Genomic DNA, 25,537 nt, shown 5'->3' with positions numbered 1-25,537 from the left:
CCGCTTAAGCGACGCCGCCGGTCATGGCGGCGACTTCGGCAGCGAAGTCGTCCTGCTTCTTTTCGACGCCTTCGCCCAGGGCCAGGCGGGTAAAGCCAGTCAGGGTGACGGGCGTGCCCAGTTGCTTGGCTGTGTCGGCGACCAATTGCTCAATGGTTTGATCCGGATTCATGACGAAGGCCTGCTTGGTCAGCACGACTTCTTCGAAGAACTTGCGGATGCGGCCTTCAACCATCTTCTCAACGACCTGAGCCGGCTTGCCCGATTCTAGGGCCTGCTCAGTGAAGATCGCCTTTTCGCGTTCGACGGCGGCCGGGTCGAGGTCGTCGGTCGTCAACGACTGCGGCTGGGTGGCAGCGACATGCATGGCAATCTTGCGACCGACTTCGTTCAGCACAGCCGGGTCACCCGCAGATTCGAGCGCTACCAGCACGCCGATACGGCCGAGGTCCGGTGCGACGGCGTTGTGGATGTAGGTCGCGACGACGCCTTGCGAAACACTCAGCTTGGCGAAGCGGCGAACCATCATGTTTTCGCCAATGGTGGCAATCAGATGGGTGATCTGGTCTTCGACCGAAGCGTGAACCTCCTCGGCCGAATTGGCTGTCAGCCCCGATTGGCCGGCGGCGCGAGCCAGGGCCTGGAACAGGTCGTTGCGGGCTACGAAGTCGGTTTCAGCGTTGACTTCGACGGCTGCGGCGGTCGTGCCGCTGGTGGCGATAACGACCAGACCTTCGGCGGCGATACGGTCGGCCTTCTTGGCCGCCTTGGACAGGCCTTTGGCGCGCAGCCAGTCCAGGGATGCTTCGATGTCGCCGTCGTTTTCCGACAGCGCCTTCTTGCAGTCCATCATGCCTACGCCGGACTTTTCGCGCAGTTCCTTCACCAGGGCAGCAGTGATCTCGGCCATGGAAATCCTCCAGAATCAGTAAGATTAAAATCGCCGCAGCCTTAGCGGCGATAGATGTCATATTAGCGACAGCCGGGACCTCTCCGGCCCAGGCTGCCGCGAAAACACTCGGCCGAACTTCCGTCGGCCGGTTACACAAGAAGCCTTATACCAAGCCTCATAAAGAATGACGCTTGGTATTCGCTTTTTTCAGCTCAAGCGCCGCATGGCTCCTCGCAAAAGCTCGGGCGCGCAGTCGCGCTTGCCAACCCACGATGAGTCAAGATTTTCGCGGGTTGGTATTAGACCTCGGCGGTAGTGTCCGCCGGGGCTTCTTCAGCCGCGGGTGCGAGTGCGGGCTCAGCCAGAGCCGGCTCCATCGGGGCAATCGCGGCGCCCAGGTCGACACCCGAGGCGACCTGGCCGGCGGCCAGGCCATCGAGGACCGCGTCAGCGATCAGATCGCAGTACAGCTGCAATGCGCGGGCGGCGTCATCGTTCCCCGGGACCGGATAGGTAATGCCATCCGGATCCGAGTTCGAGTCGAGGATGCCGATGACCGGTATATTCAGCTTGCGCGCTTCCTGGATGGCAATCGCTTCCTTGTTGGTATCGATCACGAACATCAGGTCGGGGATGCCGCCCATGTCCTTGATGCCGCCCAGTGAAAGCTCCAGCTTTTCGCGCTCGCGGGTCAGGGTCAGCAGTTCCTTCTTGGAACGACCAGCCGGATTGCTGTCCAGAACGTTTTCCAGCTCACGCAGGCGCGCGATGGAGCCCGAGATGGTGCGCCAGTTGGTGAGCGTGCCGCCCAGCCAGCGGTGGTTGACATAGTACTGTGCCGAACGCTTGGCGGCCACGGCGACCGGGCCCTGGGCTTGACGCTTGGTGCCGACGAACAGTACGCGGCCACCAGCGGCGGCCACTTCGCGCACTTTCAGGAGCGCCTGATGGAACAGCGGCAGGGTCTGCGACAGGTCAATGATATGGATGTTCGAGCGGGCACCGAACAGGTAACGTTCCATCTTCGGGTTCCAGCGGTGGGTCTGGTGGCCGAAGTGGGCGCCGGCTTCGAGGAGCAGACGCATGGAGATTTCTGGCATAGCCATAGATAGGGTATCCTTCTTCCGATAATCCGCCGCAGACAGAAAAGTCCGTCCAGCCCATGCCGGATGAAGACCTCGGAACGCTATCGCCATTTGGAGAAGGCGCGCGCCTGCGTGTGAGATGGCGTGCACCTATTCACAATTTCGGAAAAAATCAAGCCTTGCGGTAAAGAAAATGGGTTCGGTTGAAACGAGGTGTGGCCTGATTTGACAAAGTGGTTGTGAAGGATTTCGCTCAACTTCGTCAGCGCGTCGGAGGAGCCTGTCCGTCGCTAAAAGGACACGGGAATCAGATGAGGAGCTGTGAGCTGTTGGGAGGTAAATTTTTGTCATGTACCTCCCCGCCTGTTGGGGACGTACAAGAAAGAAAAGCTCACTCAATTTCGACCGTCTACAGGGATGGCCAAACAAGACTTATACCAAGCCTCATAAAGAATGACGCTTGGTATTCGCTTTTTTTTAGCTCAAGCGCCGGATTAGGCGTCCCCCATGGCTCCTCGCAAAAGCTCGGGCGCCCGAAGTACGTTCTCTGGCGCGCTTGCCAACCCACGAAGAGTCAAGATTTTCGCGGGTTGGAATTACACGTCTTCGCAATACAGGACGCCCGGCATGGCTTTCAGGCGGCCGCGCAGGTGGGCGTCGAGGCTATAGCGGTGCGGCAGGTCGAACTCGATCTGACCCTGGCCCGCCAGGTCGCTCAACAGGCTGATCTTGCCACCGTTCGGCAGTTTCGACGCCTCAAGTTGGGCGCGCAGGTCAGCCAGGTTGATGACCTGGGCCGAGACGTGCAATTTCAAACCCAGATCATCAGTCTTGAGGCTGGTCGCCATCGGACCAGCCTCGTCGCCGAAGAAACGGACCTCGCCCTCTTTGCCCTTGCAACGGACCTTGAGAACGATCGAGGCGCCCGGCTCCAGTTGATCGCGGCAACGGCGCAGCGATTCCGGTGGGAACAGGACTTCGTACTCGCCACTCGGGTCGGACAGGGTGACGAAGGCGAACTTCTCACCTGAGCCGGCCGCAGCACGTTCTTGCCGGCGACGGACAATCCCGGCCATGCGGAAGGCGTCATGGCCCTCCAGGGCCAGCCCCACGGCCTCGGCATAGAGGGTGATCTTGCGGCGCTTAAAGACATCCAGCATGTCCTCGAGCGGATGGCCGGACAGATAAAAGCCGATAGCCGCCAGTTCCTCGTCCAGCCGTTCCGGTCCTGCCGACGCCAACACCTTGGGCAGGCGTGGGCGCGAGGCTTCGGTCGAACCGAAAAGGCTGACCTGGGCCGAAGCGCGTTCCGCCGCCACGCTCTGGGCATAGGCGACCAGCATGTCGGCGGCGGCCACGATCTGCGCCCGATTGGGGTGGAGGGAATCGAAGGCGCCCGCCTTGGCCAGGTTTTCAATGGCGCGCTTGTTGACGGATTTCGGGTCGATCCGCTCCAGGAAATCGAACAGGTCGGTGAACTTGCCGCCCTCTTCGCGCGCCTGGACTACGCTCAGCATGGCTTCGAAGCCGACGTTACGGATGGCGCCCAAGGCGTAGAGCAGTTCGCCGTTCTCGACGTCGAAATCGGCCATGGACCGGTTGATATCGGGCGGGCGGATGGTTACGCCGAAGCGGCGGGCATCCTGGTAGAAGACGGCCAGTTTATCGGTATTGGCGATATCGAGGCTGAACGAGGCGGCGAAGAACTCGACCGGGTGGTTGGCCTTGAGGTAGCCGGTCTGGTAGGAAATAAAGGCGTAGGCGGCGGCGTGCGACTTGTTGAACCCGTAGCCGGCGAACTTGTTGACCAGTTCGAAGATGAAGTCGGATTGCGATTCCGCAACCCCCTTCTCCTTGGCGCCGGTGATGAAACGGACCTTCTGCAGGTCCATTTCTTCCTTCTTCTTCTTACCCATGGCGCGGCGCAGCAGGTCGGCTTCGCCCAGGCTGTAGCCCGACAGGACCTGGGCAATCTGCATCACCTGCTCCTGGTAGATGATGACGCCGTAGGTTTCCTTCAGCACCGGCTCCAGGCTGGCGTGGAGCATGTCGATCTCCATCCGGCCGAACTTGCGGTCGACATAGGTGTCGATATTGTCCATCGGGCCCGGACGGTAGAGCGAGATCAGGGCGGTGATCTCTTCCAGCGACGAACAGCGCATCTTGCGCAGGGTATCGCGCATGCCCTGACTTTCAAGCTGGAACACGCCGATCGACTGGCCTGAGGCGAGAAGCTCATAGGTCGCCGTATCGTCCAGCGGCAAGGTGGTGAAGTTGATATCAACGCCGCGCTTCTTGAGATAACGCACGGCGCGGTCCAGCACGGTCAGAGTCTTCAGCCCCAGGAAATCGAACTTGACCAGGCCGGCGCTTTCCACCCACTTCATGTTGAACTGGGTCGCCGGAATGTCGGAACGCGGATCACGGTAGAGCGGCACCAGTTCGGTCAACGGGCGGTCGCCGATAACGATGCCGGCGGCGTGGGTCGAGGCGTTGCGGTAAAGACCTTCGAGCTTCAGCGCCGTGTCGAGAAGGTTCTTGACCTGCTCGTCGTCGTCCCTGGCCTCGCGCAGGCGCGGTTCGAGTTCGATGGCCTGCGCGAGGGTGGTCGGGTTAGCCGGGTTGTTCGGCACCATTTTACACAGGCGGTCGACCTGACCCAACGGCAGTTGCATCACCCGGCCGACGTCTCGCAGCACGGCGCGCGCCTGAAGCGTACCAAAGGTGATGATCTGGGCCACGCGGTCGCGGCCGTATTTGTGCTGGACGTAGGAGATGACCTCTTCGCGGCGTTCCTGGCAGAAGTCGATGTCGAAGTCGGGCATAGAGACCCGTTCAGGATTGAGGAAGCGTTCGAACAGCAGACCAAACCGCAACGGATCCAGGTCGGTAATGGTCAGCGCCCAGGCGACCAGCGAGCCGGCGCCGGACCCCCGCCCCGGCCCGACCGGCACGCCATGCGACTTGGCCCACTTGATAAAGTCCGAAACGATCAGGAAGTAGCCGGGAAATCCCATATTCTGGATGACGCCAATCTCGCGTTCCAGCCGCGCCCAGTAATCTTCCTCGGGACAGGCCAGCTTGACCTGTTTCAGGCGCATCTTCAGGCCTTCGCGCGCCTGCCAGGCCAGTTCTTCGTTTTCGTTACGGCCCGCGCCCGTGTCGAAGCGCGGCAGGATAGGATCGCGCTTGTTGACCAGGAAGGCGCAACGGCGGGCGATTTCGATGGTGTTGTCGCAGGCTTCGGGCAGGTCGGCGAACAGTTCACGCATGGCAGCAGCCGGCTTGAACCAGTGGTCCTTAGTGACCTTGCGGCGATCGTCGATGCCCATGAAGGTGCTGTCGGAGATACACAGCAGGGCTTCGTGGGCACGATAAAGCTCCGCCGCGGCGAAATATGCATCGTTGGTGGCGACCAGGGGAACGTCGTTGCCATAGGCGAACTCGACCAGGCCTGCCTCGGTGGCGCTGCCTTTCGGCCGGCCGTCGTGACGCTGAAGCTCGATGTAGAACCGGTCGCCGAAGGCTTGCAGCATGGCTTGCAGAGCCACCTTGCCTTCGTCCGGCCGGTTCTGGCGGAACAGGACGTCGACCGGGCCGTCATAACCGCCCGACAGCAGCAGCAGGCCCTCACAATGTGCGGTAACTTGCTCCCAGGTAACATGCGGTTCGTCCATATTGTCGGACTCGACGTAGGCGATGGACGACAGCTTGGTGAGGTTGAGCCAGCCCTGCTCGTTCTGGCACAGGATAACGAGGGTCGGGATGCGGGCCCACTTTTCCGTCGGCGTACCGCCAATGCCCTTGACCGGGAGGGCGCAGCCGACAAGCGGCTGGACGCCGGCATCCTTGCAGGCCTGGGAAAATTCGAGCGCGCCGTAAAGATTGCACCGGTCGGTGATGGCAACCGCCGGCATACCGTTCTTATGGGCCAGCTTGCCCATATCGTAGGCCTTGACCGCCCCTTCCAGGAGCGAATAGGCCGAGCGCACGCGCAAATGAATGAAGTCTTCGCTCACGGCTAACGCTCCTGCCTGTGTCCAGGCTGGCTACGACTCAGGCGGCCAGCGACATCAGATGACACATGACCACAACAAAACCCGCAACGGCGGCGAAAGACAACACGTTATGAACCGCACTAACCATTTGTCCACATCCTCAACAGCTTTATTCCTGTTTTGTTCTATATTCTCCATTTGTTCTCACTGCAACAGGAATCTGTTCACAATGGGAACAAATCATATACATATTTGAATTTATGGAGATTTTTATTCACAGGGTGGCGTGTGCCTAGGGGAACAAGCTGCCGGGGTTTGCGGTCTTTCTGACGCCGCGCAGCGGCCTTCCCTCCCCAAAGAGGTTGAAACCGGGAATGAACGCGAATAAAAGCGAATTTCAGGACGTGCCTGCCCGGCCGCGGCCTGTCAATCCATGCCTTAGCGCCTTTGCGCTCTCTATTCGCGCTTATTCGCGTTCATTCGCGGTTTCAAAGATCTTACTATTGAATGCTGCTGCGCGGCGGGGTACGACATGAAAATTCGATCTGCCGACCGCGAAGATATAGCAGACCTGCTGAACCTGTACCGCCATCTTGATCCCGCCGATAAGGAAACGACGGTTGAGGACGGCTTGAGAAATCTGGAGCTGCTGAAGCTTTATCCAGGCAGTACTATTCTCGTTGGATGTTTGGGTGAGGCAATCGTCGCGAGTTGTACGCTTGTCGTGATCCCAAATCTCACGCGCGGTGCGGCACCCTATGCCCTGATCGAAAACGTCGTGACCGACGCGAGGTTTCGCAGCAGGGGATATGGCAAGGCTGTCCTCAAGCACGCGACGGAGGCGGCATGGCATGCCGGCTGCTATAAGGTCATGCTGCTGACAGGTTCGAAGCGGCCGGAGGTCCTGAAGTTTTATCAGGACGCCGGTTTTGAACAGAACAAGACCGGCTTTCAAATTCGAAGGCTGCCTCCACGGGCTGGATAGAGCGATCGTTCCTACCGTATATCTCCAAAGATAGGCAGCGTCTCTCTAGGAAAGTTAGGAGCTCCCGGCTCCCCCTCCGTCTCGACGCGGTCGCCTAAGAAGGCTCCCTTGCTCGACACCTCCCCCGCGTGCGGTGGAGGATAAGTCAGGTGCATCAGACGGCTTCCGGGGCGACTTCGACCAGCTTGCCGTCTTCGAGGCGGACGACACGGTCCATATGGGTTGCCAAATGCAAGTTATGAGTCGCAATCACTGCCCCCACCCCCTGGGCCTTGATGATCGTTTTCAGCGCTTCGAACACCTGCTGCGATGTCGCCGGGTCGAGATTGCCCGTCGGTTCGTCCGCCAGCAGCAGGCAAGGCCGGTTGGCTAGGGCACGCGCCACGGCCACACGCTGCTGTTCTCCACCCGACAGCTGCGACGGCAGATGGTCCAGCCGTTCGGCCAGGCCAAGCGCCGTCAGCAACTCCCGAGCCCGCGCTTCCGCCTCCTTGGCCGGTCGCCCCAGGATGCGTTGCGGCACCGCGACATTGCCCAGCGCTGTATATTCCGGGAGCAGGTGGTGGAACTGATACACGAAGCCGATCTTGTGCAGACGTGTCCGGGTGCGGGCGTCATCGTCGGCCCGGGTGAAATCACCGCCGTCAATCAGCAGTTCTGCAGCAGTCGTTTGCGCAGACTTTGCGGTCTTTTTGTCTTTTTTCGATTCGTCCGAAATGGCTTCAAGCAGGCCGATGGCGTGCAGCAGGGACGACTTGCCCGAGCCCGACGGCCCGATCAGGCCTACCAGTTCGCCGGGCATAACCTCCAGGTCAACCCCCTTCAGAACCGCCAGTTTGCGACCGTCGCCGATGTCGTAGTCGCGGTGCAGGCCTTTCAGGTTGAGAACAGGCTTACTCATAGCGCAAAGCCTCCACCGGTTCGAGCTTGGACGCCCACAGGGCCGGGAACAAAGTCGACAGACAGGACGCCAGCAGCGAGGCCACCGCAACGAAGATCACTTCCGACAGTTCCATCTTGGCCGGAACATAGTCGAGGTAATAGACGCTGGAATCGAAAACCTTGACGTTGAAAACCGCTTCGAGAGCCAATTGGATTTGGCGGATAAATGTGCAGAACAGCACGCCCAGCAGCAGACCGGTTGCCGTGCCGGCAGCGCCGATCATCACACCGGTCAGGAAGAAGACCCGGGTGATAGACGCCCTCCCTGCTCCCATAGTGCGAAGGATAGCGACGTCGCGCGCCTTGTTCTTCACCAGCATGACAACGCCGGAAATGATATTCATGGTTGCGATGATGACGATAAAGAACAGGATAAAGCGCATGGCGGCGCGTTCAATCTTCAGCGCGCTCCAGGTTGCGGCGTTTTGGATCGTCCAGTCTTCGAACAAACCACCCTCGCCGACCGCCTTTACGATGGCGTCGCGGTATTCCTGGACCTCGTAGGGTTTGTCGACCCTGATTTCGAGCGCATCCCATTCGTCCTCACGATCGAAGAACAACTGGGCCTGCTGAATTGGCATATAGACAAAAGACTGGTCAATCTGGCTGACTCCGCTATGGAACAGGCCGCCGACGATATAGGTCTTGCGCAGTGGCGCAGCTCCGAAAGAGGTCGAGCGTCCCGGCGAGATCAGGGTTACCTCGTCGCCCGGAATGGCATTGATCTGCCGCGCCAGGCCGTCGCCCATGAGCACGACATCGCCTCCGTAATCGCCGATTCCGAACTGCTCCATCGAGCCGCCGGGGGCAATTGTATCAGCAATAATGGGAGTTTTTTTCAGATCTTCCGGCACCACGCCGCGCATGATGCCGCCGCCGGTGCGGCCGGCGCCCGTCTGAATCAGGCCAGGGGAATCGATAAACGGAGAGGCACTGATCACACCCGGCACATTTTTCAGCCGCGCCACCATATCGTCGCGATGGGCGAAATCGTCGATGGCGCGACCATAGACATAGCCGTGTCCACCGAAAGCCAGGACGCGACTCATCAGCTCTTCGCGGAAGCCGTTCATGATCGACAAAACGCTGATTAACGCCGTCACTGCCAGAGCGATCCCAACAAAGGAAATGATCGCGATGACAGCAATGCCACCGTCCTTGCGCTTGGTGCGCAGGTACTTCAACGACAGGTCGAATTCCCACGCCCGAAAGCGCAACAGCGACAGCAGGTTCATGCTTTACTCTTGGTCAATTGTGCCAGGACATCGTCGAACGGCGCTGTCTGGCGCTCGCCGGTCGCGCGGTTCTTGAGTTCGGCGTTACCTTCAGCCAGGCCCTTGGGCCCTATGATGAGCTGCCAGGGGATACCGATCAGGTCCATGGAGGCGAACTTGGCGCCGGGGCGCTCGTCGGTGTCGTGATACAGCACGTCACGGCCGGCCGCCGTCAGCGCCGCATAGGCCTGGTCGCAGGCAGCGTCGCAATCGGCATCGCCGGACCGCAGGTTGATCAGGGCAACATCAAAGGGCGCGACACTCTCCGGCCAGATGATGCCGGCTTCGTCGTGCGACGCTTCGATGATGGCACCCAACAGGCGCGAGACGCCAACGCCGTACGAGCCCATGTGGACGGTGACTTCGCCGTCGGGGCCATTGACCGTGGCTTTCATCGGCTTGGAGTATTTCTCGCCGAAATAGAAGATATGGCCGACCTCGATACCGCGCGCGGACAGCTTCTTGTCCTCGGGGACTTCACCGAAGGCGGCTTCGTCGTGCATTTCCTCGGTGGCGGCATAAAGCGCGGTCCGTTGGTCGACCACACCTTGCAGGTCGTTCCAGTCGACATCGTTACCGGGGGGCGGCATATCGACCAGATCCTTGTGGCAGAAGACGGCGCTTTCGCCGGTATCAGCCAGGATAATGAATTCGTGGCTGAGGTCACCGCCGATCGGGCCAGTATCGGCGCGCATTGGCACGGCCTTAAGGCCCATGCGCGAGAAGGTGTTGAGATAGGCGACAAACATCCGGTTATAGGCCTTGCGCGCCGACGCTTCGTCGACATCGAAGGAATAGGCGTCCTTCATCAGGAATTCCCGGCCGCGCATGACGCCAAAGCGTGGACGCTGCTCGTCGCGGAACTTCCATGAGATCTGGTACAGGTTGAGGGGCAGGTCCTTGTACGACTTAACGCTGGCCCGGAAGACCTCGGTTACGGCTTCTTCGGCCGTGGGGCCGTACAGCAGGTCGCGGTCGTGACGGTCCTTGATACGCAACATCTCCTGGCCGTAGTCCTCGTAACGGCCGGATTCACGCCACAGGTCGGCCAGTTGCAGGGTCGGCATCAGAAGCTGGATCGAGCCGGCGCGCGCCATTTCTTCCTCAACGATGCGTTCCACCTTGCGCAGGACCTTCAAGCCCAGCGGCAGCCAGGCATAAATGCCGGCGGCCTGCTGTCGGATCATGCCGGTGCGCAGCATCAGGCGGTGCGAGACGATCTGTGCCTCGGCGGGGTTTTCCTTGAGGAGCGGCAGAAAGAAGCGCGACAGGCGCATGGTCAGGGAATCCGTAGCTGTTTGAAGTGGCCGCAACCTAGAGAGATGCGTCCGGCTTAGCAAAGACAAAATTGCGGCGGCAGCGTGTCATGACGGCGGTATGAGATCGGAAGGGGAATTTCTCAGTACGGGTCGTTGGAAGCTTCGACGGGCCAAATCCCCAACCGTCTCATTTGCTAATCGCAAATGACCATGCCACGCGTAAGGCTTTATGAGAAACAGCGTTAGCGGGATGTGTTTCGGTGGAATCAAAACTCCGCTCTAAGTTTTTGTTTTGTCGCGCAGTTTTTCCGAAAAGTGCTGCACCCTTTCTCGGGCTGCGCTCTAATTGACTATGGCCGGCAACTGAACGCGGAAGAGCAGGCTGCCGAGCAGAACGACCACCCAGACGACGGCAGCCACAATGGAGTTCAACTTGACCTTCTGCCAAAGGCGCGGATTGACCGGAGCGCCCGGATCATTGCCCTTGATAACCTCGACACCTGCTTCGTGCTGGCTGGGGTTACCGCCGATCGGCAGGACCACGAACAAGGTGATCCACCAGATCATGATGTAAAAGGCCAGCCAGGTCAGGATCGCGGTGAACATTCAAAGTCCTTCAATTGAGGCCCAAGTCCTCATCCATGCCTAATACCAGATTGAGGTTTTGTACAGCAGCACCCGACGCTCCCTTGCCAAGATTGTCGAGCACGGCGACCAGGCGCGCCTGCTGGCCGGCCTCATCACCAAAGACGTGAATGCGAAGTTGGTTGGTGCCGTTCAGCATTTCCGGCTGGAGATGCCGGATCGCCTGGGAGTCCTCCAACGGTACCACGGTGACAAAGCGTTCGTCCTCGTAGGCGGCGCTCAGCACCTCGTGAAGCTGCTCGACGCTCGGTTCGTCCGGCAAGGCCCACAACTGAAGCGGGACCTCGACGATCATGCCCTGGGCGTAGCGGCCGACCCCTGGGGTAAACAGTGGCGGCGATTCCAGCCCACCGAACAGGGTCATTTCCGGCAGGTGCTTATGGCTCAGATCGGTCTTGTAGATGCGATAGCTGTCCTTCGTGCCGCCCTGTTCGAACTCCGCGATCATCGACTTGCCGCCACCGGAATAGCCGGACACCGCGTTGCAGTAGGCTGGCCAGAACGGCGGGATGATGCCGACATCGGTGAGTGGCCGTACCAGAGCAATAAAGCCCGTAGCGTAGCAGCCCGGATTGCTGATACGCTTGGCGTGTCGGATGGCTTCGCGTTGTTCCTCGGCCATTTCGGCAAAGCCATAGGTCCAGCCGTCGGCAACGCGGTGGGCGGTCGAGGCATCTATCACGGCCGTATCGGGGTTGTCGATCAGGGCGACGGCTTCCTTGGCCGCGTCGTCAGGCAGGCAGAGGATAACAATGTCGGCGTTGTTCAGCGCATCGCGGCGCGCGTCCAGGTCCTTGCGTTGATCGTCGGCCAGGCGGATCAGCTCGATATCCGTACGGCCTTCCAACCGCTCTCGTATCTGCAATCCGGTGGTCCCGGCTTCGCCGTCGATGAAGACTGTCTTGGACATTATGGCAACTCCTGATCGAAATTCCGTGTGTCCGCGTGGTCCGTGACAAAATTTTATCACCACTGACCACACGGTCCATACGGACAAGAAAAAAGCGCTTCGGTTGCCCGAAGCGCTTTCTGCATGAGGTGTGAACCCGTGCGATTAACGCTTCGAGAACTGGAAGGAACGGCGAGCCTTGGCCCGACCGTACTTCTTGCGTTCGACGACGCGCGAGTCGCGCGTCAGGAAGCCGGCGGCCTTGAGAGCCGGGCGAAGGCCCGGTTCGAAGTAGGTCAGGGCCTTGGACAGGCCGTGACGGATAGCGCCGGCCTGGCCGGACAGGCCCGAACCCTGAACCGAAACCATAACGTCGAACTGGGTCGCACGTTCGGTCAGGTTCAGCGGCTGGGCGATCATCATGCGCAGCACCGGACGGGCGAAATAGACTTCCTGCTCGCGATCGTTGATGATCCATTTGCCGGAACCCGGCTTGATCCAGACCCGAGCAATGGCGTTCTTACGCTTGCCGGTGGCATATGCGCGGCCATATTTGTCGAGCTGTTGCGTGCGTTCAACAGGCGCATCAGCGGCGGTCGGCGACAAAGCGGCAAGCGCTTCCATACCTTGGTTCTCAGCCATTCTTAAGCGCTCCGGACGTTCTTGCGACTCAGGGCCTTGAAGTCGACGACTTCCGGGCTCTGGGCTTCATGGGGATGGGTGTTGCCGGCATAGATGCGCAGCTGGGTCATTTGCTTGCGTGCCAAAGGGCTTTCCTTGGGCAACATGCGCTCAACGGCCTTGGTCAGGACGCGCTCCGGGTACTTGCCCGACAGCAGCTGACCCAAGGTACGTTGCTTTACGCCGCCCGGGTGGCCAGTGTGCCAGTAAAAAATCTCGTTATGCTTCTTGCCGGTGAGGTGGACCTTCTCGGCATTTATGACGATGATATTGTCGCCGGAATCAACGTTCGGGGTATAGGTCGGCAGGTGCTTGCCGCGAAGACGCATGGCAATGAACGCGGCCAGACGGCCGACAACGGCGTCCTCGGCATCGATCACGATCCACTTCTTCTCGACATCGGCGGGCTTCAGCGCCGCGGTGGTCGAAGTCAACATAAGGTGTAGTCCTGTGATTGCGCGCCAGATAAGGCCGGCACGATTTAAGGTGGGCTGCGTTTACAGGAGGCCCCCGGTTCTGTCAATGCGCTATTTTTCGGAAATTCCGCCAAATCTATTTGTTTTTATTGAGAATTTTGTCAATGGTATTTTATTACCGCTCTATTCTGTCGCAAATATTTCGCTTTTACACCTGGCGGAACTAAGGCATTGAACCGTTTCAGGTCCATCGCGTTCCCGGAGTTGTCCACATGTCCCTGTCCCGCCGCACCCTGATCGGCAGCGCCGCCGCTGCTACATCCCTGGCCTTTGCCGGACTTGGCACACGGGCCAGAGCAGAACGCGTGGTCCCGGCAGCGGACCCGGGCTACCTTAACGAAGTGGAAGCCTATGGCCCGCTTATCGACGATCCGGCCCGCCTGATCAACCTGCCCAAGGGCTTTTCCTACAAGATCGTCTCGCGCACCGGCGATGACATGGACGATGGCTTCGTCGTGCCTGGCAGTCACGACGGCATGGCGGCCTTCCCCCACACCAGCCCGGACAAGGTTGTTTTGGTGCGTAACCATGAAATCGGGTTCAAGGACCGCGACTCCGGGCCGCTGGGGCCCAAGGCGGAACGCATCAAGAAGCTGGACAAGGCCCGCGTCTACGACTTTGCCGATGACGGTTTCCCGCTGTGCGGCGGGACGACGACCCTGATCTACAATCTCCGCACTCAGCAGCTGGAGCAGCACTTTCTGTCGCTGACCGGGACGACCACCAACTGCGCCGGCGGCCTGACACCGTGGGGTTCGTGGCTGACCTGCGAAGAAAGCACCGCCAGGCCGGGTATGGGCGTGCGCAAAGAGCACGGTTATATCTTCGAAATCCCGTCCGGCTATAAAGGCCTGGCTGCGCCAATCCCGATCAAGGCCATGGGCCGGTTCAAGCGGGAAGCCGCCGCAATCGATCCTCGCACCGGCGTGGTCTATATGACCGAAGACACGGGCGACGGCGTGCTGTACCGTTTTCTCCCGAACGACACGCGTTATCTGCACTCCGGCGGCAAGCTCCAGGCCCTGATGATCCTTGACGCACCGGGTGCTGACACCAGCAACTTCAAGACAGCGCTGTGGAATGTAGGCGACAGTTTCAAGGTCGGCTGGGTCGATCTTACCGATCCGGAAAGCCCCGACGATTCCCTGCGCCTGCAAGCCCGCAAGAAAGGCGCCGCCATCTTCGCGCGCGGCGAAGGCATTCACTGGGGCAATGGCGAACTGTTCTTTGCCTGCACCTCTGGCGGACGTAAAGAATACGGCCAGATCATGCGCTATGTGCCGAGCCCCTATGAAGGCGCGACCGATGAAAAAGCCCAGCCCGGCCGGCTGGAACTGTTTATCGAATCCGGCGATCTGCGAAAGCTCGACTATGCCGACAACCTGACGACGGCCCCTTGGGGCCACCTCTATCTCTGCGAGGACCGTTACTCGGACATCCTCGTCAACCACCTGCGTATCGTGACACCGCAGGGCAGGCTGGCGACGTTTGCGGCCAATGTCAGCAATGACTCGGAATGGGCCGGCGTAACCTTCTCGCCGGACGGATCGACCCTGTTCGCCAATATCCAGAACCCGGGCTTCACGGTCGCCATCACCGGCCCGTGGGGGCAATTCAGCGACCAGCCCGTCCTGGCATAGCCTGATACTTTACCTTTTCACCGGCCTGCGAGACTGCGTGACTGGAGCGTAATCCGATAGGGTGGACGCCACTTTATCGGAATGTGCTCTATACCAAGCCTCATAAAGAATGACGCTTGGTATTCGCATTTTTTCAGCTCAAGCGCCGGACTAGGCGCCCCCCATGGCTCCTCGCGTAAGCTCGGGCGGCCAAGAAGCGTTCTTTGGCGCCCTTGCCAATCCACGATGAGTCAAGGTCATCGTGGATTGGTGTTAGAACCCGGTGCTCCGGAACACCCGATCAGCGCGGAAAACCCGCCAGGTCAGGACGGTCGTCACGATCACGACGATGACCGCCAGGAGTTGGTGTGACAGAGCCAGCCAGACATTGACCACAGTCCATAGCGTGGCCACGCCCAAAGCCGCCTGAGACCATATCAGGACCGTTGTCACCGTGCCAAACGACTTCAAGGCGTCATCATTCGCCTTCATATGCAGCCGAACGACAAAGTAGACCGCATAAATGCCCAGTATCATGCCCGTCAAACGATGCATGAACTGTACCAGGCCCTGGTCGTGGAAGAAGCTGTAGCCGATCCCCTTGGCCCATGCGACCGGCGGCAGGATTTCACCGTTCATCAGCGGAAAGTCGGTATAGACCAGACCCGCACGATTGCCCGCCACCAGAGCGCCCAGCAGGCATTGCAGCAGGACCAGACCGAGAAGCCCGCCGGCCCGGCCGCGCCAATTCAAGGGGGCGCCGCGGCCACGCATCTGGCCCTCCCCGGCTTCAAGGCCCGTCCAAACCGTTCCCATCAGAATCAGCAAGGCCATGCCCAAGTGTACCATCAACATTTCCGGCGCCACCGAAACGCGGAATTCGAGCCCACTTCGCACCATCAGCCAGCCGATCAGGCCCTGGAGCCACACCAAGGCCACCAAGGCGGCGCAACGCCAGATCAGTCGCGACGGCACCTCTTTGAGCAAGAGAAGGGCAGCGAAGCCCAAGGTATATACCAGGCCCAGGACGCGAGCCAGGACGCGGTGGCTCCACTCCCACCAATAAATGCCTTTGAACTCCGCCAGGGTCATCTTCGGGTTGAGCTGTTTGAACTGCGGAATCTGTTTGTATTCGGCGAATTCCTGCTCCCACTCGCCGGCATTGGTCGGTGGAATGATGCCGTGGATCGGTTCCCATTCCGTAATCGACAGGCCCGACTCGGTCAGGCGCGTCGCGCCACCGACCCCGATCAGGACAACGATTAGGAAGGCCGCCGCGAACAGCCATGCCGCCACCAGGGGAGACCTTAAAGGAAGTCGCGCCATATCACCTTGTCTCTCACTCTTACTTTTTACGTCAGCGCCGCGCCACGCCTTGCCGCGGGCGCCATAAGGCGGTAACAAGGCTGGGAACGGCAGACCCAATTTGCCCACACCGGCACATCGATTTCAAGCGGCGCACGAAAAGAAATAGGCTCCATGACAGCAGAGAACTACGTCCTGGCAACATTAGCCGGCTTTGTCGTCGGCTGGATCGCCAATGCGATGAGCAAGTCGCGCTTCAGCTTTCCGATAAACCTGTTCGTCGGTATTTTCGGAGCCGTGCTGTTGAACTTCTTCGTCCAGACGGCGAACATGCTGGATGACCGCTTCATGTCGATTCTGCTGGTCTCGCTGGTCGGCAGCACCGTGCTGCTGGCCCTCTTCCACCTGACCCGGCTGACCGAAAAGCACTAAACCCATGTCCGACGATCAGAAGCCACGCCTCACCTTGCCACAGCGGCGAGCCATTACCTGTGGCGCCATCATTATCTTCCTGTTCGTCTACGTGTGGCTGGTGGCATCCTTGGGCCAGCTTATCCGCGGTGGACCGATGACAGCATTGGTCTTCTATGCGCTGGCCGGAACCTTGTGGGGTGTGCCGCTGATTCCGTTGATAGCCTGGTCCGAAAACTACAAACGCAACAACAAGAAGTAGGTCTTGCGCGCGCTACGCTGCCCTACCGGTCTTCATCGCGCCGGGTTTCCACAGGCGCCACGACGATGGGCTGGCTGTGCACAGCAGCCCGCCGGCGCTGGCGCGAACGGTGGTTCAAGGCGAAAAGCACCAACACCAGTACCGTCAGCATGGCGGTGATGGGAAACCAGATTTGTTGCAATACGTTGATCATCGATCCGCTCCTTACGACTATGAAACCGCTTCGGGTTTAGGGATCAAAAAATCTGATCTCAATACGAAACTAATCCCCGCCACCACCACCGCCGCCGCCGCCGCCATCTCCGCCGGAACTGCTGCTGTCGCTGGAACTGCTGCTGTCGCCGGAGCTGCCGCCGCCGCCGCTATTGTCTTCGCCCGTCTGTGTGCCGACGAACCACAAGGGCATAAGACCAGCAGAACCGTCATCGGTCTTTGCACCGGGTCTGCGCCGGCCAGCAGAGCCGGCGATCATCACAACCGCCAGAACAATGGCCACAAGGGCGGCAAGGATCAAAACTACAATGGTAATGATGGACATGGAACTCTCTCCTTTGATTGTTGGGGATGTGTTTTGATGGAATCAAAACCCCGCTCTACGTCTTTGTTTTGTCGCGCAATTTTTCCGAAAAGTGCTGCACACTTTATCGGATTGCGCGCTCGTGTTTCAATCTCCGCCACAGCCGCCACCGCAACCGGAACTCTCGCTGCCGCAGCCTGAACTTCCGCCGTTACCTGGGGGTGCCAGGTAAAGCAATATCCACAGGCCCAGAAAGACGGTGGCCATCAGGGCGCGGCTGTAATCTATAGGCAATTGCCCCCTTGTCTGGTCGTGGGCAAAGTCGCCCAGCAGCCAAGTCATGACGCCGACGATCGGCAAGGCCATCAGCAGGAACCCGGCCAGCCCTTTGGCAATCAGGCGTTTGAGGTTCAACATGACCAGTATCGCGGCCATGGCAACGAACCCGGTCCAGGCCAGAACCGTATCAGCCGCCGCCGCCAGCTTGGCGGCGCAACCCGCCAGCATCAGTGCCGATCCAGACGCCAGGCATAAAAAAACCTGCCGTTTCGGCAGGCGGATGACATTTAATGTGCCAGGATTGGATTGGAACCGTAGCGCCGGACTGGGCCAGATACTGATGGGTGGCGGCGTGCCAAACTCGCTTTCGTAGAGTTCGAGGGTTCGCCGGTAGGCATCGAGATACCTGCTATCCTCAGTAACGCCACCTTCGGTCGGGCTATGGTGGATCCTTCGCCCCAGGGTGCGATCGCAGAAGCGGTCCCAGTAGTCTCGCGTATAGATCAGGTGCAGGTGCCACGCTTGGTCGACATCTTCCGAGGGCGTCAGCACCGTGCCGGAAATGCAGACGAGGTAGATATACCTCTTGTATTCCTCAACCGTTGCCTGGGCGTAGCCGTAGGACCAACCTTGGTCCCGGGCCAATCGGCGGCTGAAGGGCAACACCGTGTTGGCGGCGTCGATATTGTACGCATTTAGGGCCTGCCACAGGGCCACGTCAGTCTTCATTCAGTCTCCTTTTGCTTATGGCTCTCCCAGGTCGCATTATACGACAGTTGCGTGATGGTTTCGTGACGTTCAATAGGTGGTCAGCCTCTTTGCCCAGAGCGCTGCGACCTTTCCGTTGTCGAGACGGATGACCAGTTCGTTGTATTCATCCCCCTTGGTCGAGGACGTGCGATGGAACGTTAACCAGTCTCCGGCTTGCCTGGCCGGCTGGCCCAGTCGCTGGATCAGGTCGGCCCGGCTGGTCCCAAGGGTCAGATATCCATCGACCTTGACCGAGTGAAATTTGGCAGGCAGTGCCGGACAGTGAGATGACACCGGCGCCGCCTTCGAGCGCTTCATCATTGTCACTTCGCTGATTTCCGACAGTTCTTCGGTGAGCCACAGACGGGCACCCGGCAGGTCGTAGCACAGCCATTCGATGCGCTCACCGCCATCGCCCAGACTGTCGATTATGCCGCTGCCCAACTTGGCGCGCATGTCCTTCAGGGTCACGCTCTCAAACCCGAGGCTCAAGGTGCCAAGCGAGAATGTCTGGGCGAAGGGAACGATGTTAGGCGCGTCCGCGCCCGAGCGCATCATGGGTGACGGCGGTGCAACCGGCAAGTCCGCGGCCAAGACCGCTCCGGGAGATGCGGCTGCCACGAGCAGCGCAGTGCACAGTTTCGCCAGAATCGTCCGCATCTTTCCTCTCCCCGTCACAGAGTCAAAACATAGCACAGGCTTCGACATAGTGCTCGCATTTATAGTGATTTGCCCTTGGCAACGCGCCGACAATCTCGAAACCGTGGCCAGGGCAGACACAGATTGAGCGGATATTGATAGCTACGGCAAGATTGACCTGGATCATCTTGAAACCGAATTCCCCGAACGCGTGATGGCGACAGCGTTATGTTGCTGTCTCACCGCCCTGAAGCACCGCACCCTGACGACAGTGAGGCTGAAAATGCAGACACGGCTGCCAAAACGCTAACTTTGCATGCGAACATAGACCCGAGCTTATAGCGCAATCCGATAAAGTGGGTGGCACCCGCACGGGCGCTCCCGTTTTCGGAAAATTGCGCGACAAAAAAAACTTAGAGCGAGATTTTGATTCCATCAAAACTCATCCCGGTCTAGGGCCTGTAGCCGATGGAATAGTGTGACTGAAGAAGCGTGGTTTGAGTCATGCGCATTCACAAGCCCACAAACCATCGGTGTCGCGAAAGGCGGCGAAGTCGCCATCGAACACAGTAAACCAATCGAAGAATTGGGCCCAAGGTTTGTTGTATGACCGGGCAATTTCACTCAGTTCCCGCCAAGGTACGCTGAAGGTGAAGACGGCGACGACGCGAGAAAACCTTATCTCTCCCGTCTTGTCCCCCAGCGGTCGCACCTCAACGGGCAGGTCCCGAAGGAAAGTACGGCTGCCCCATTCGCCATCGCATCCATCGACAGTCACATCGAACAGTCGGTGGGCTGCGCGACAAACGCGACACACGAGAACAACACCCGTCTCAGCGTCACCCCGACATAAAATGCCACCGGAAAAAAACGAACGCCCGCACGGGCACGATAAGGCGTAAGCGAGAATGAATACGTCGTCCACTACACCGGCGAAAACCTGCTGGTATGCAAAAGACTCCAAACAACGGGGGGGAGTGACGGGCGTGAATTCCGGGGTCATTGGAGGCTAAAGCCCTTCCTGGCTCATCGCGGTGTGATGTTTTAGCCGGGCAAAATCCGTGAATCAATAATGGCTTCGGCCAAATGGCTTTAAAACGGGGCTCCCACGCAGTGTCGTTGCGCCAGAACGGTATGCGTTTTTATGGAATCAAAACGCTGCTCTAAGTTTTTGTTTTGTCGCGCAATTTATCCGAAAAGTGCTTAACACTTTATCGGATTGCGCTCTAGCCCCCCATAGCTCCTCGCACAAGGTCGGGCGCCCAAAAACGTACGCTGGCGCGCTTGCCAACGCGCGGTGTGTCAAGGATTTCGCGGGTTAGCCAAAATCGAGCATGCGACCCGATGCAGTGCGCAGCGCCGCAGGACCGGCCCCGTGTTTGATCAAACTTTGCGGCAGAACAAATAGCCAGAGCAGCGCCTTTGATTCCATCAGAACACATCCTGCTATAGAGTCAGGACATCGCTGGCACGCAGGCGGAAGCACGAAAAGCGGCATGGAAAAAATACCAAAGAAAAGACCGGAGACAGACTCTCCGGTCTTTTTGCTTATTTGGTCGGAGCGACAGGATTCGAACCTGCGACCCCTTGACCCCCAGTCAAGTGCGCTACCAGGCTGCGCCACGCTCCGTCAAACTTCACATTCAATGTGAAGAGACGCGGCTTATAGAGACGAAAATTCTTGGCGGCAATCCCCGTGTCAGAATTATTCAGATAAAGTTCGAGAAAACGCTCGCTCCGCAATCGCTGTCAAAAAAGTCCGAAAACACCGCGCCAGCATCATCGCCCGAACACTGCATAAACACAACAATGGCGTGACTTTCGCGCCTTCGCCGCGTCGCGCGAAACATATTGTTTTTCATCCAAGTCGTTCAGGATAGACCCGAAAGTACAATAACGCAGCCACTCAAAAGGTCGATCGGTTCTACAATGTGTGCGGCTTTCAGGAAAACTTGCCGCGCGGCTGGCCGCGGCCGCCGGTGCGGCCGATATGCCGGCCCAGATGCTCCTGCGCCTCTTCCAGCGCCTTGGCGATGTTAAGGAAGCGGTCACGCGTTTCCGCCGACAGCATCCTGGCTTGCAAGCCGTCAAGATCCTGAGCGAAATCGAACATAGAGACGCGGGCTGGTGGGGCTCCCGCATCCGCTGGCATCCGTTCTTCCGGCACTGAGCCCGCCTCGGTAACATAGGCCTTGGCGCCTTCACTGCCGGGCGACAGGATGGCCTTCTGGCCTTCATCCTTGAACAGCTTCTGGACACCGCGGATGGTGTAACCGCGATCGTACAACAGGGTTTTCACCCCCAGCAGCAGTTCGATGTCCTGGGGGCGATAGAAGCGGCGGCCACCTGCCCGCTTGGTCGGGCGAATGAACGGAAACTTGGTTTCCCAAAACCGTAGCACATGCTGCTGCACGCCGAGTTGGTCGGCGGTCTCGGAAATCGTGCGTAAGGCTAAAGGCCCTTTGGTCACTGCGCGTCCTGCTCAGTTTTGGGTGTTGCGGTCTGCTTAGGCGTCTACGCCGGCATCGACCCGCGCCTTCATGATCTGTGAAGCGCGGAAGCTTATGACCTTGCGGGGATCTATGGGGGCCGGCTTGCCCGTCTTGGGATTGCGGCCGACGCGCGCATTCTTCTCGCGCACCTGAAAGACACCAAAGCCGGACAGCTTGACCATCTCACCACGTTCAAGCGCGTCTACCACCAGGTCGAGCGTTCGTTCGACAATGGCCGCGCATTCCTGGCGCGGAAGGCCCAACTCGTTATGGACATCTTCAAAAAGTTCGGCACGCGTCAGCGTTTGCGATTTCATGCTCAGTTGCCCCGGGGATTGATGGTCACCGCACGTCGAGGCCCAGACTTGAGCTACAGACTCAGCTGTCAAGTCCCGACAGATTAACAATGCCGCAAATTCCCGTTGCCGTCAAAGGCTTATGGCCATCTGATAACAAAAAACATGACTCGGGCGAAAGGCCTGACATTTTGCCCGTTTCCGGCGAATCAGAGCCGGATTGCAGCGGCGCCCCAGGTCAGCCCCCCGCCCAGAGCCTCGATCAGTACCAGATCGCCCGGCTTGACCCTGCCGTCCTGGACGCCACAATACCAGGCGAGCGGAATCGAAGCCGCCGAGGTGTTGGCGTGCATCGCGACAGTCGAAATCACCTTGTTGCGATCCAGACCCAGCTTGTCGGCAACGCCGTTGAGGATACGTTGATTGGCCTGATGCGGAATGAACCAATCGACATCGGCAATGTTGAGACCGGACTTCACGACGGCATTTTCCGCAGCTTCCGAAATCTTGTGGACAGCGTGCTTGAAGACCTGGTTGCCTTGCATGCGGATCTTGCCGATACGGTTCGAGTCTTCGAACAAGCCACCGTCGACATACAGCAGGTCCAACTTGGATCCATCGCATTGCAGGTCAAAACCCAGGATACCACGGTCGGCGTTGGTGCCCGAGCCTTCCACCGGCTCCAGCAGAACCGCGCCGGCGCCGTCGCCGAACAGTATGCATGTGCCGCGGTCGGTATAGTCGAGAAGTTGGCTCATGGCCTCAGCGCCGATGACGAGGACGCATTTGGCCAGGCCGCGCGCCACGAAGCCATCGGCAACGGTGAGCGCATAGACGAAGCCCGAGCACACGGCCTGGACATCGAAGGCGGCGCATGAAGGCGTCCCCAGTTTCTGCTGCACGATCGAGGCTGTCGACGGAAACGGCATGTCGGGCGTCGTCGTGGCAACAATCACCATGTCGACGTCCGCCGGCGAGCGCCCGGCCGCGGCCAGGGCTACCTTGGCTGCTTCGACCGCCAGGTCCGAAGTCTTCTGGCCCGGCGCAACTTTGTGGCGCTGACGGATACCCGTGCGTTCGACGATCCATGCGTCGGACGTATCGACCATCTTGGTGAAGTCTTCATTGGTGACGATCTGTTCCGGCAGGTAACCACCCACCCCCGTGACCGCCGATCTCAGCGCGCGCATGCTTTTCGAATAACCTTACTGTCCCGCCACGGCGGTTATATTTGCATCCGCCGCGGCTGCGGCAAGGGTTGCCTTGTGATCTGCAACGCTTTGTGAAAAACGCGACAGGGCCACGGCTATGTCTTTCTCGTAGGTGCTGGCGGCCAGAGAGACGCCGACCTTGATGGCGTTGGCAAAGGCCCGGGCGTCGGCACCGCCATGTGACTTGATGACAATGCCCCTCAGACCCAATAGCGGACCGCCATTCCCGGCGCCGGGATCAATCCGTCGCGCCATGGCCTTAAGCGCAGGCCCCGCCAGAAGAGCACCCAGCATGGCGAGAGGCGAGGATTTGAAGGCACCTTTCATCAAATCCTTGATGAAACGCGCCGCGCCTTCGGCCGTTTTTAGTGCGACATTGCCGGTAAAGCCGTCGGTGACGATAACATCGACCGTGCCATCGCACAGGTCGGTGCCCTCGACAAATCCATAATAGTTCAAGCCCAAAGTGTTGTCACGCAGCAACTGATGGGCTTCGCGCACCTCATCATGGCCCTTGACGTCTTCCGACCCAACATTAAGCAGGCCGATGCTGGGGCTTTCCGTGCCGCGCAGAGCGCGGTGAAACGCCGCCCCCATCAAGGCGAATTCGATCAGTTGATGGGCGTCCGAGGTGACGTTTGCGCCGACATCAAGCACCGTGCCGAAACCGCGTCGGTTAGGCCAGGAACACCCTATCGCTGGCCGTTCCAGATCGTCGGTCATCATCTTCAGGATCATCTTGGACAGGGCCATCAGGGCGCCCGTATTGCCGGCAGAGATAACCGCACGTGCGTTTCCGGCCTTGACGGCATGAATGGCATTGGACAGCGAGGTGTTGCGCCGACGGATGGCCTGGGCCGGCTTTTCATCCATGGCGACACACTGGTCGGTATGGATGATGGCGCTGCGCGTCTTAAGAGCCGCGTGACGCGCCAGTTCCACCTCAATCTTCGCCGAATCGCCATGAAGCTGGAAAAACAGCTCCGGCCGGTCATTCAGCGCCAGGGCTGCTCCCGCCACCGTTACCGCCGGTCCGTGATCGCCGCCCATGGCGTCGATGGCAATCACAAGGGCGCCATCGGGATATTTGGCGGCCTGGGCAGGGTATGGGTCAGTCGGCACGGAGTTGAAATACCCGTAGAATGGTTACGCGAAATCGAGCGGCGGACGATAGCGCGAGTTCGCAACTATGCAAGCGATATTGCATTTTTTCCGCTCAGGCGCCGCATTATACCAACCCGCGAAATTCTTGACTCATTGCGGGTTGGCAAGGCCGACTGGTCGCCCGAGCTTTTGCGAGGAGCCAGGCGGCGTTTGAGCTGAAAAAAAAGCGAATACCGAGCGTCATTCTTTATGAGGTTTGGTATTAGCCCCCCCCCCCCTGGCACCCCGCATAAGTCCGGGCAGGCAACAAAAGACGTGTCGCCCTTGTGACGCTGCGCCCGACGTTACTCGTCCCGTTTCAGATTGGCCAGCACGGCAAAGGGCGACGGCTCGCGTTCCGCCGCGGGCTCGTCGAAGACGACGCCAGGTTTGCGCGCGAAAGGGTCATAGGCATCGCCCAGGGCCTCTATAACATATTGGCCGAGGTCAATCTGGCCGTTGGCAATGACATCGGGCTCGTCGAGATCGTTAAGCGTCAATTCGTGTTCGCCGATCTCAGCGACCTGGTCCGTGACACGGGCCTTTTCAATGCAGTCAATTTCCAGGTCGCCGAACAGCGGGTGACTGAACGGTTCCAGGCTGATGCCACATTCCTGGGTGACCGCGCCCTCCAGCCTCAGCCGGATACGTACGATCGGCACTGTCCCTGCTCCCGGGCGCGTTTCGATGTGCGCCGTCAGGGCGTCGAGCGAAACCATGCCGAAACCAGCAGCGATCACCGCGCGTCGCTCCGTATCGGCTGTCAGCTCCAGCTTGAGGCCGCGAAGCGCCGTGTCGAAACGCACCTTGTGCTCCCACAGACCTTTATCCTCGTGCGTATCCATGCTCACCACTCCTTACGCAGCTTCGTCCAGCGCAATCGGCACCGGCCAGCTGATGCGGCCGGCGACCAGCTCATCTATTTTCAGCGCCGCGCGTGCCTCGTCAACATACAAACCCAAGGCGGCAGCTTTGCGGCCCGCGATGTCCGATGCGACCTCGTCACCGTCCTCGTCGCCGGCATAAACCGTCCGCGCAATGTAGCCGGCCTGGACGTCCCGGCCGGCGCCATCGCGCCATAATCCATCCCATTTGGCAAGACGGGTATAGACCACCTGGCCGATCTTCTTCATCTTCTTGGGCACGGTCAGATCGCCGGTCCCCTGCTCGCGCAGGGTCGAATCGAGCGCCAGGAGGAAGGCGTCGAACAGGGTCTGGGCCGTGTCGTCCGCCTGTTCCGTTTTCTCCGATTTCAGCCGCGTCACAACCATGACCACATGAAGGGTCAGGAGTTCGAACCGGGTGCCGATTTCGTCGGCCACGCCATAGTCAAGATAGAAGCGCGGAAGGCGTGCCTGGGCAACGCAGGCGGCATAGAGTTGATTTCCGATCGCCTTGACAGGACGCGGTTTGAAAAAATTGCTGAGACTGTCGAGGAAGCTCACCGTAATACCCTCCGCGAACCTCGCCAGCCGGCAAGGTTCGTG

At 59.5% G+C, this 25,537-nt stretch carries 25 protein-coding genes and 1 tRNA gene; 4 read left to right on the top strand and 22 right to left on the bottom strand.

Annotated elements, in window-relative coordinates:
* Positions 1 to 4: 4 nt before the first annotated feature.
* The 3 genes from tsf to dnaE form a co-directional block, all read right to left on the bottom strand.
* On the bottom strand, positions 5 to 910 hold the full coding sequence (gene tsf, locus ABAC402_RS30330; protein WP_023449525.1) for a translation elongation factor Ts: 906 nt from the start codon (positions 908 to 910) through the stop codon (positions 5 to 7).
* Between the two features lie 281 nt (positions 911 to 1,191).
* The gene (gene rpsB / locus ABAC402_RS30325) at positions 1,192 to 1,998 is read right to left on the bottom strand and encodes a 30S ribosomal protein S2 (protein ID WP_040409913.1); all 807 of its coding nucleotides are present in this window, start codon (positions 1,996 to 1,998) and stop codon (positions 1,192 to 1,194) included.
* Positions 1,999 to 2,573: 575 nt separating this feature from the next.
* Positions 2,574 to 5,996: a DNA polymerase III subunit alpha gene (dnaE, locus tag ABAC402_RS30320; protein ID WP_023449523.1), complete on the bottom strand. Its 3,423-nt coding sequence runs from the start codon at positions 5,994 to 5,996 to the stop codon at positions 2,574 to 2,576.
* A 511-nt stretch (positions 5,997 to 6,507) separates the two neighbouring features.
* On the opposite strand from dnaE, the gene ABAC402_RS30315 reads away from it, so the two are divergent.
* The gene (locus ABAC402_RS30315) at positions 6,508 to 6,960 is read left to right on the top strand and encodes a GNAT family N-acetyltransferase (protein ID WP_023449521.1); all 453 of its coding nucleotides are present in this window, start codon (positions 6,508 to 6,510) and stop codon (positions 6,958 to 6,960) included.
* A gap of 154 nt (positions 6,961 to 7,114) precedes the next feature.
* Here ABAC402_RS30315 and ABAC402_RS30310 read toward each other — a convergent pair whose 3' ends face one another.
* The 7 genes from ABAC402_RS30310 to rplM all read right to left on the bottom strand — a co-directional run bounded on the left by ABAC402_RS30310 (position 7,115) and on the right by rplM (position 13,087).
* On the bottom strand, positions 7,115 to 7,861 hold the full coding sequence (locus tag ABAC402_RS30310; RefSeq protein WP_023449520.1) for an ABC transporter ATP-binding protein: 747 nt from the start codon (positions 7,859 to 7,861) through the stop codon (positions 7,115 to 7,117).
* Positions 7,854 to 9,137 carry a lipoprotein-releasing ABC transporter permease subunit gene (locus ABAC402_RS30305; RefSeq protein ID WP_023449519.1) on the bottom strand — a complete coding sequence of 428 codons (1,284 nt, stop codon included), beginning with the start codon at positions 9,135 to 9,137 and terminating at the stop codon, positions 7,854 to 7,856. The genes ABAC402_RS30310 and ABAC402_RS30305 overlap by 8 nt, the downstream gene beginning before the upstream one ends.
* Complete coding sequence (gene proS / locus ABAC402_RS30300; protein WP_023449518.1) at positions 9,134 to 10,453, bottom strand: proline--tRNA ligase; 1,320 nt, start codon at positions 10,451 to 10,453, stop codon at positions 9,134 to 9,136. Before proS ends, ABAC402_RS30305 begins: the two co-directional genes overlap by 4 nt.
* A 324-nt stretch (positions 10,454 to 10,777) precedes the next feature.
* A complete protein-coding gene (locus ABAC402_RS30295; RefSeq protein ID WP_023449517.1) occupies positions 10,778 to 11,041 on the bottom strand; it encodes a DUF1467 family protein in 264 nt (87 codons plus the stop codon).
* 10 nt (positions 11,042 to 11,051) lie between these two features.
* The gene (gene argC / locus ABAC402_RS30290; RefSeq protein WP_023449516.1) at positions 11,052 to 11,990 is read right to left on the bottom strand and encodes an N-acetyl-gamma-glutamyl-phosphate reductase; all 939 of its coding nucleotides are present in this window, start codon (positions 11,988 to 11,990) and stop codon (positions 11,052 to 11,054) included.
* Between the two features lie 144 nt (positions 11,991 to 12,134).
* Positions 12,135 to 12,611 carry a 30S ribosomal protein S9 gene (gene rpsI / locus ABAC402_RS30285; RefSeq protein ID WP_031235567.1) on the bottom strand — a complete coding sequence of 159 codons (477 nt, stop codon included), beginning with the start codon at positions 12,609 to 12,611 and terminating at the stop codon, positions 12,135 to 12,137.
* Between the two features lie 2 nt (positions 12,612 to 12,613).
* Positions 12,614 to 13,087 (bottom strand): 50S ribosomal protein L13, encoded by a 474-nt coding sequence (gene rplM / locus ABAC402_RS30280; protein ID WP_023449514.1) that lies wholly within the window; start codon positions 13,085 to 13,087, stop codon positions 12,614 to 12,616.
* 251 nt (positions 13,088 to 13,338) lie between these two features.
* Between rplM and ABAC402_RS30275 the strand changes: the two genes are divergently transcribed.
* Positions 13,339 to 14,766, top strand: coding sequence for an alkaline phosphatase PhoX (locus tag ABAC402_RS30275; protein ID WP_023449513.1), 1,428 nt, complete (start codon positions 13,339 to 13,341; stop codon positions 14,764 to 14,766).
* A gap of 252 nt (positions 14,767 to 15,018) precedes the next feature.
* On the opposite strand, the gene ABAC402_RS30270 is transcribed toward ABAC402_RS30275, so the two are convergent.
* The gene (locus tag ABAC402_RS30270) at positions 15,019 to 16,071 is read right to left on the bottom strand and encodes a COX15/CtaA family protein (protein WP_031235566.1); all 1,053 of its coding nucleotides are present in this window, start codon (positions 16,069 to 16,071) and stop codon (positions 15,019 to 15,021) included.
* A gap of 153 nt (positions 16,072 to 16,224) precedes the next feature.
* Between ABAC402_RS30270 and ABAC402_RS30265 the strand changes: the two genes are divergently transcribed.
* The gene (locus tag ABAC402_RS30265; RefSeq protein ID WP_023449511.1) at positions 16,225 to 16,482 is read left to right on the top strand and encodes a GlsB/YeaQ/YmgE family stress response membrane protein; all 258 of its coding nucleotides are present in this window, start codon (positions 16,225 to 16,227) and stop codon (positions 16,480 to 16,482) included.
* 4 nt (positions 16,483 to 16,486) lie between these two features.
* Positions 16,487 to 16,723, top strand: coding sequence for a DUF2842 domain-containing protein (locus ABAC402_RS30260; protein ID WP_023449510.1), 237 nt, complete (start codon positions 16,487 to 16,489; stop codon positions 16,721 to 16,723).
* A gap of 22 nt (positions 16,724 to 16,745) precedes the next feature.
* Here ABAC402_RS30260 and ABAC402_RS40205 read toward each other — a convergent pair whose 3' ends face one another.
* The 11 genes from ABAC402_RS40205 to ABAC402_RS30205 all read right to left on the bottom strand — a co-directional run bounded on the left by ABAC402_RS40205 (position 16,746) and on the right by ABAC402_RS30205 (position 25,495).
* Complete coding sequence (locus ABAC402_RS40205) at positions 16,746 to 16,916, bottom strand: hypothetical protein (RefSeq protein ID WP_023449509.1); 171 nt, start codon at positions 16,914 to 16,916, stop codon at positions 16,746 to 16,748.
* Positions 16,917 to 16,985: 69 nt separating this feature from the next.
* On the bottom strand, positions 16,986 to 17,261 hold the full coding sequence (locus tag ABAC402_RS0120120; protein WP_023449508.1) for a hypothetical protein: 276 nt from the start codon (positions 17,259 to 17,261) through the stop codon (positions 16,986 to 16,988).
* A gap of 126 nt (positions 17,262 to 17,387) precedes the next feature.
* Positions 17,388 to 18,248, bottom strand: coding sequence for a hypothetical protein (locus ABAC402_RS30255; RefSeq protein ID WP_023449507.1), 861 nt, complete (start codon positions 18,246 to 18,248; stop codon positions 17,388 to 17,390).
* A gap of 69 nt (positions 18,249 to 18,317) precedes the next feature.
* Positions 18,318 to 18,929: a hypothetical protein gene (locus ABAC402_RS30250; protein ID WP_155847369.1), complete on the bottom strand. Its 612-nt coding sequence runs from the start codon at positions 18,927 to 18,929 to the stop codon at positions 18,318 to 18,320.
* 1,532 nt (positions 18,930 to 20,461) lie between these two features.
* Positions 20,462 to 20,538, bottom strand: a tRNA-Pro gene (locus ABAC402_RS30235).
* A gap of 312 nt (positions 20,539 to 20,850) precedes the next feature.
* On the bottom strand, positions 20,851 to 21,378 hold the full coding sequence (locus ABAC402_RS39245; RefSeq protein ID WP_023449502.1) for a MerR family transcriptional regulator: 528 nt from the start codon (positions 21,376 to 21,378) through the stop codon (positions 20,851 to 20,853).
* Between the two features lie 36 nt (positions 21,379 to 21,414).
* A complete protein-coding gene (locus tag ABAC402_RS30225; protein ID WP_023449501.1) occupies positions 21,415 to 21,717 on the bottom strand; it encodes an integration host factor subunit alpha in 303 nt (100 codons plus the stop codon).
* Between the two features lie 188 nt (positions 21,718 to 21,905).
* A complete protein-coding gene (locus tag ABAC402_RS30220; protein ID WP_023449500.1) occupies positions 21,906 to 22,886 on the bottom strand; it encodes a beta-ketoacyl-ACP synthase III in 981 nt (326 codons plus the stop codon).
* 15 nt (positions 22,887 to 22,901) lie between these two features.
* On the bottom strand, positions 22,902 to 23,975 hold the full coding sequence (plsX, locus tag ABAC402_RS30215; RefSeq protein WP_255346310.1) for a phosphate acyltransferase PlsX: 1,074 nt from the start codon (positions 23,973 to 23,975) through the stop codon (positions 22,902 to 22,904).
* Positions 23,976 to 24,355: 380 nt separating this feature from the next.
* A complete protein-coding gene (locus ABAC402_RS30210) occupies positions 24,356 to 24,895 on the bottom strand; it encodes a DUF177 domain-containing protein (protein WP_023449498.1) in 540 nt (179 codons plus the stop codon).
* Positions 24,896 to 24,907: 12 nt separating this feature from the next.
* Positions 24,908 to 25,495 (bottom strand): ubiquinol-cytochrome C chaperone family protein, encoded by a 588-nt coding sequence (locus ABAC402_RS30205; RefSeq protein WP_023449497.1) that lies wholly within the window; start codon positions 25,493 to 25,495, stop codon positions 24,908 to 24,910.
* Positions 25,496 to 25,537: the final 42 nt, after the last annotated feature.

Source organism: Asticcacaulis sp. AC402 (assembly GCF_000495835.1).
Classification (GTDB): Bacteria; Pseudomonadota; Alphaproteobacteria; order Caulobacterales; family Caulobacteraceae; genus Asticcacaulis.
Note: the sequence above shows the minus strand (reverse complement) of the source record. Positions and strands in the feature narration are given on the sequence as shown.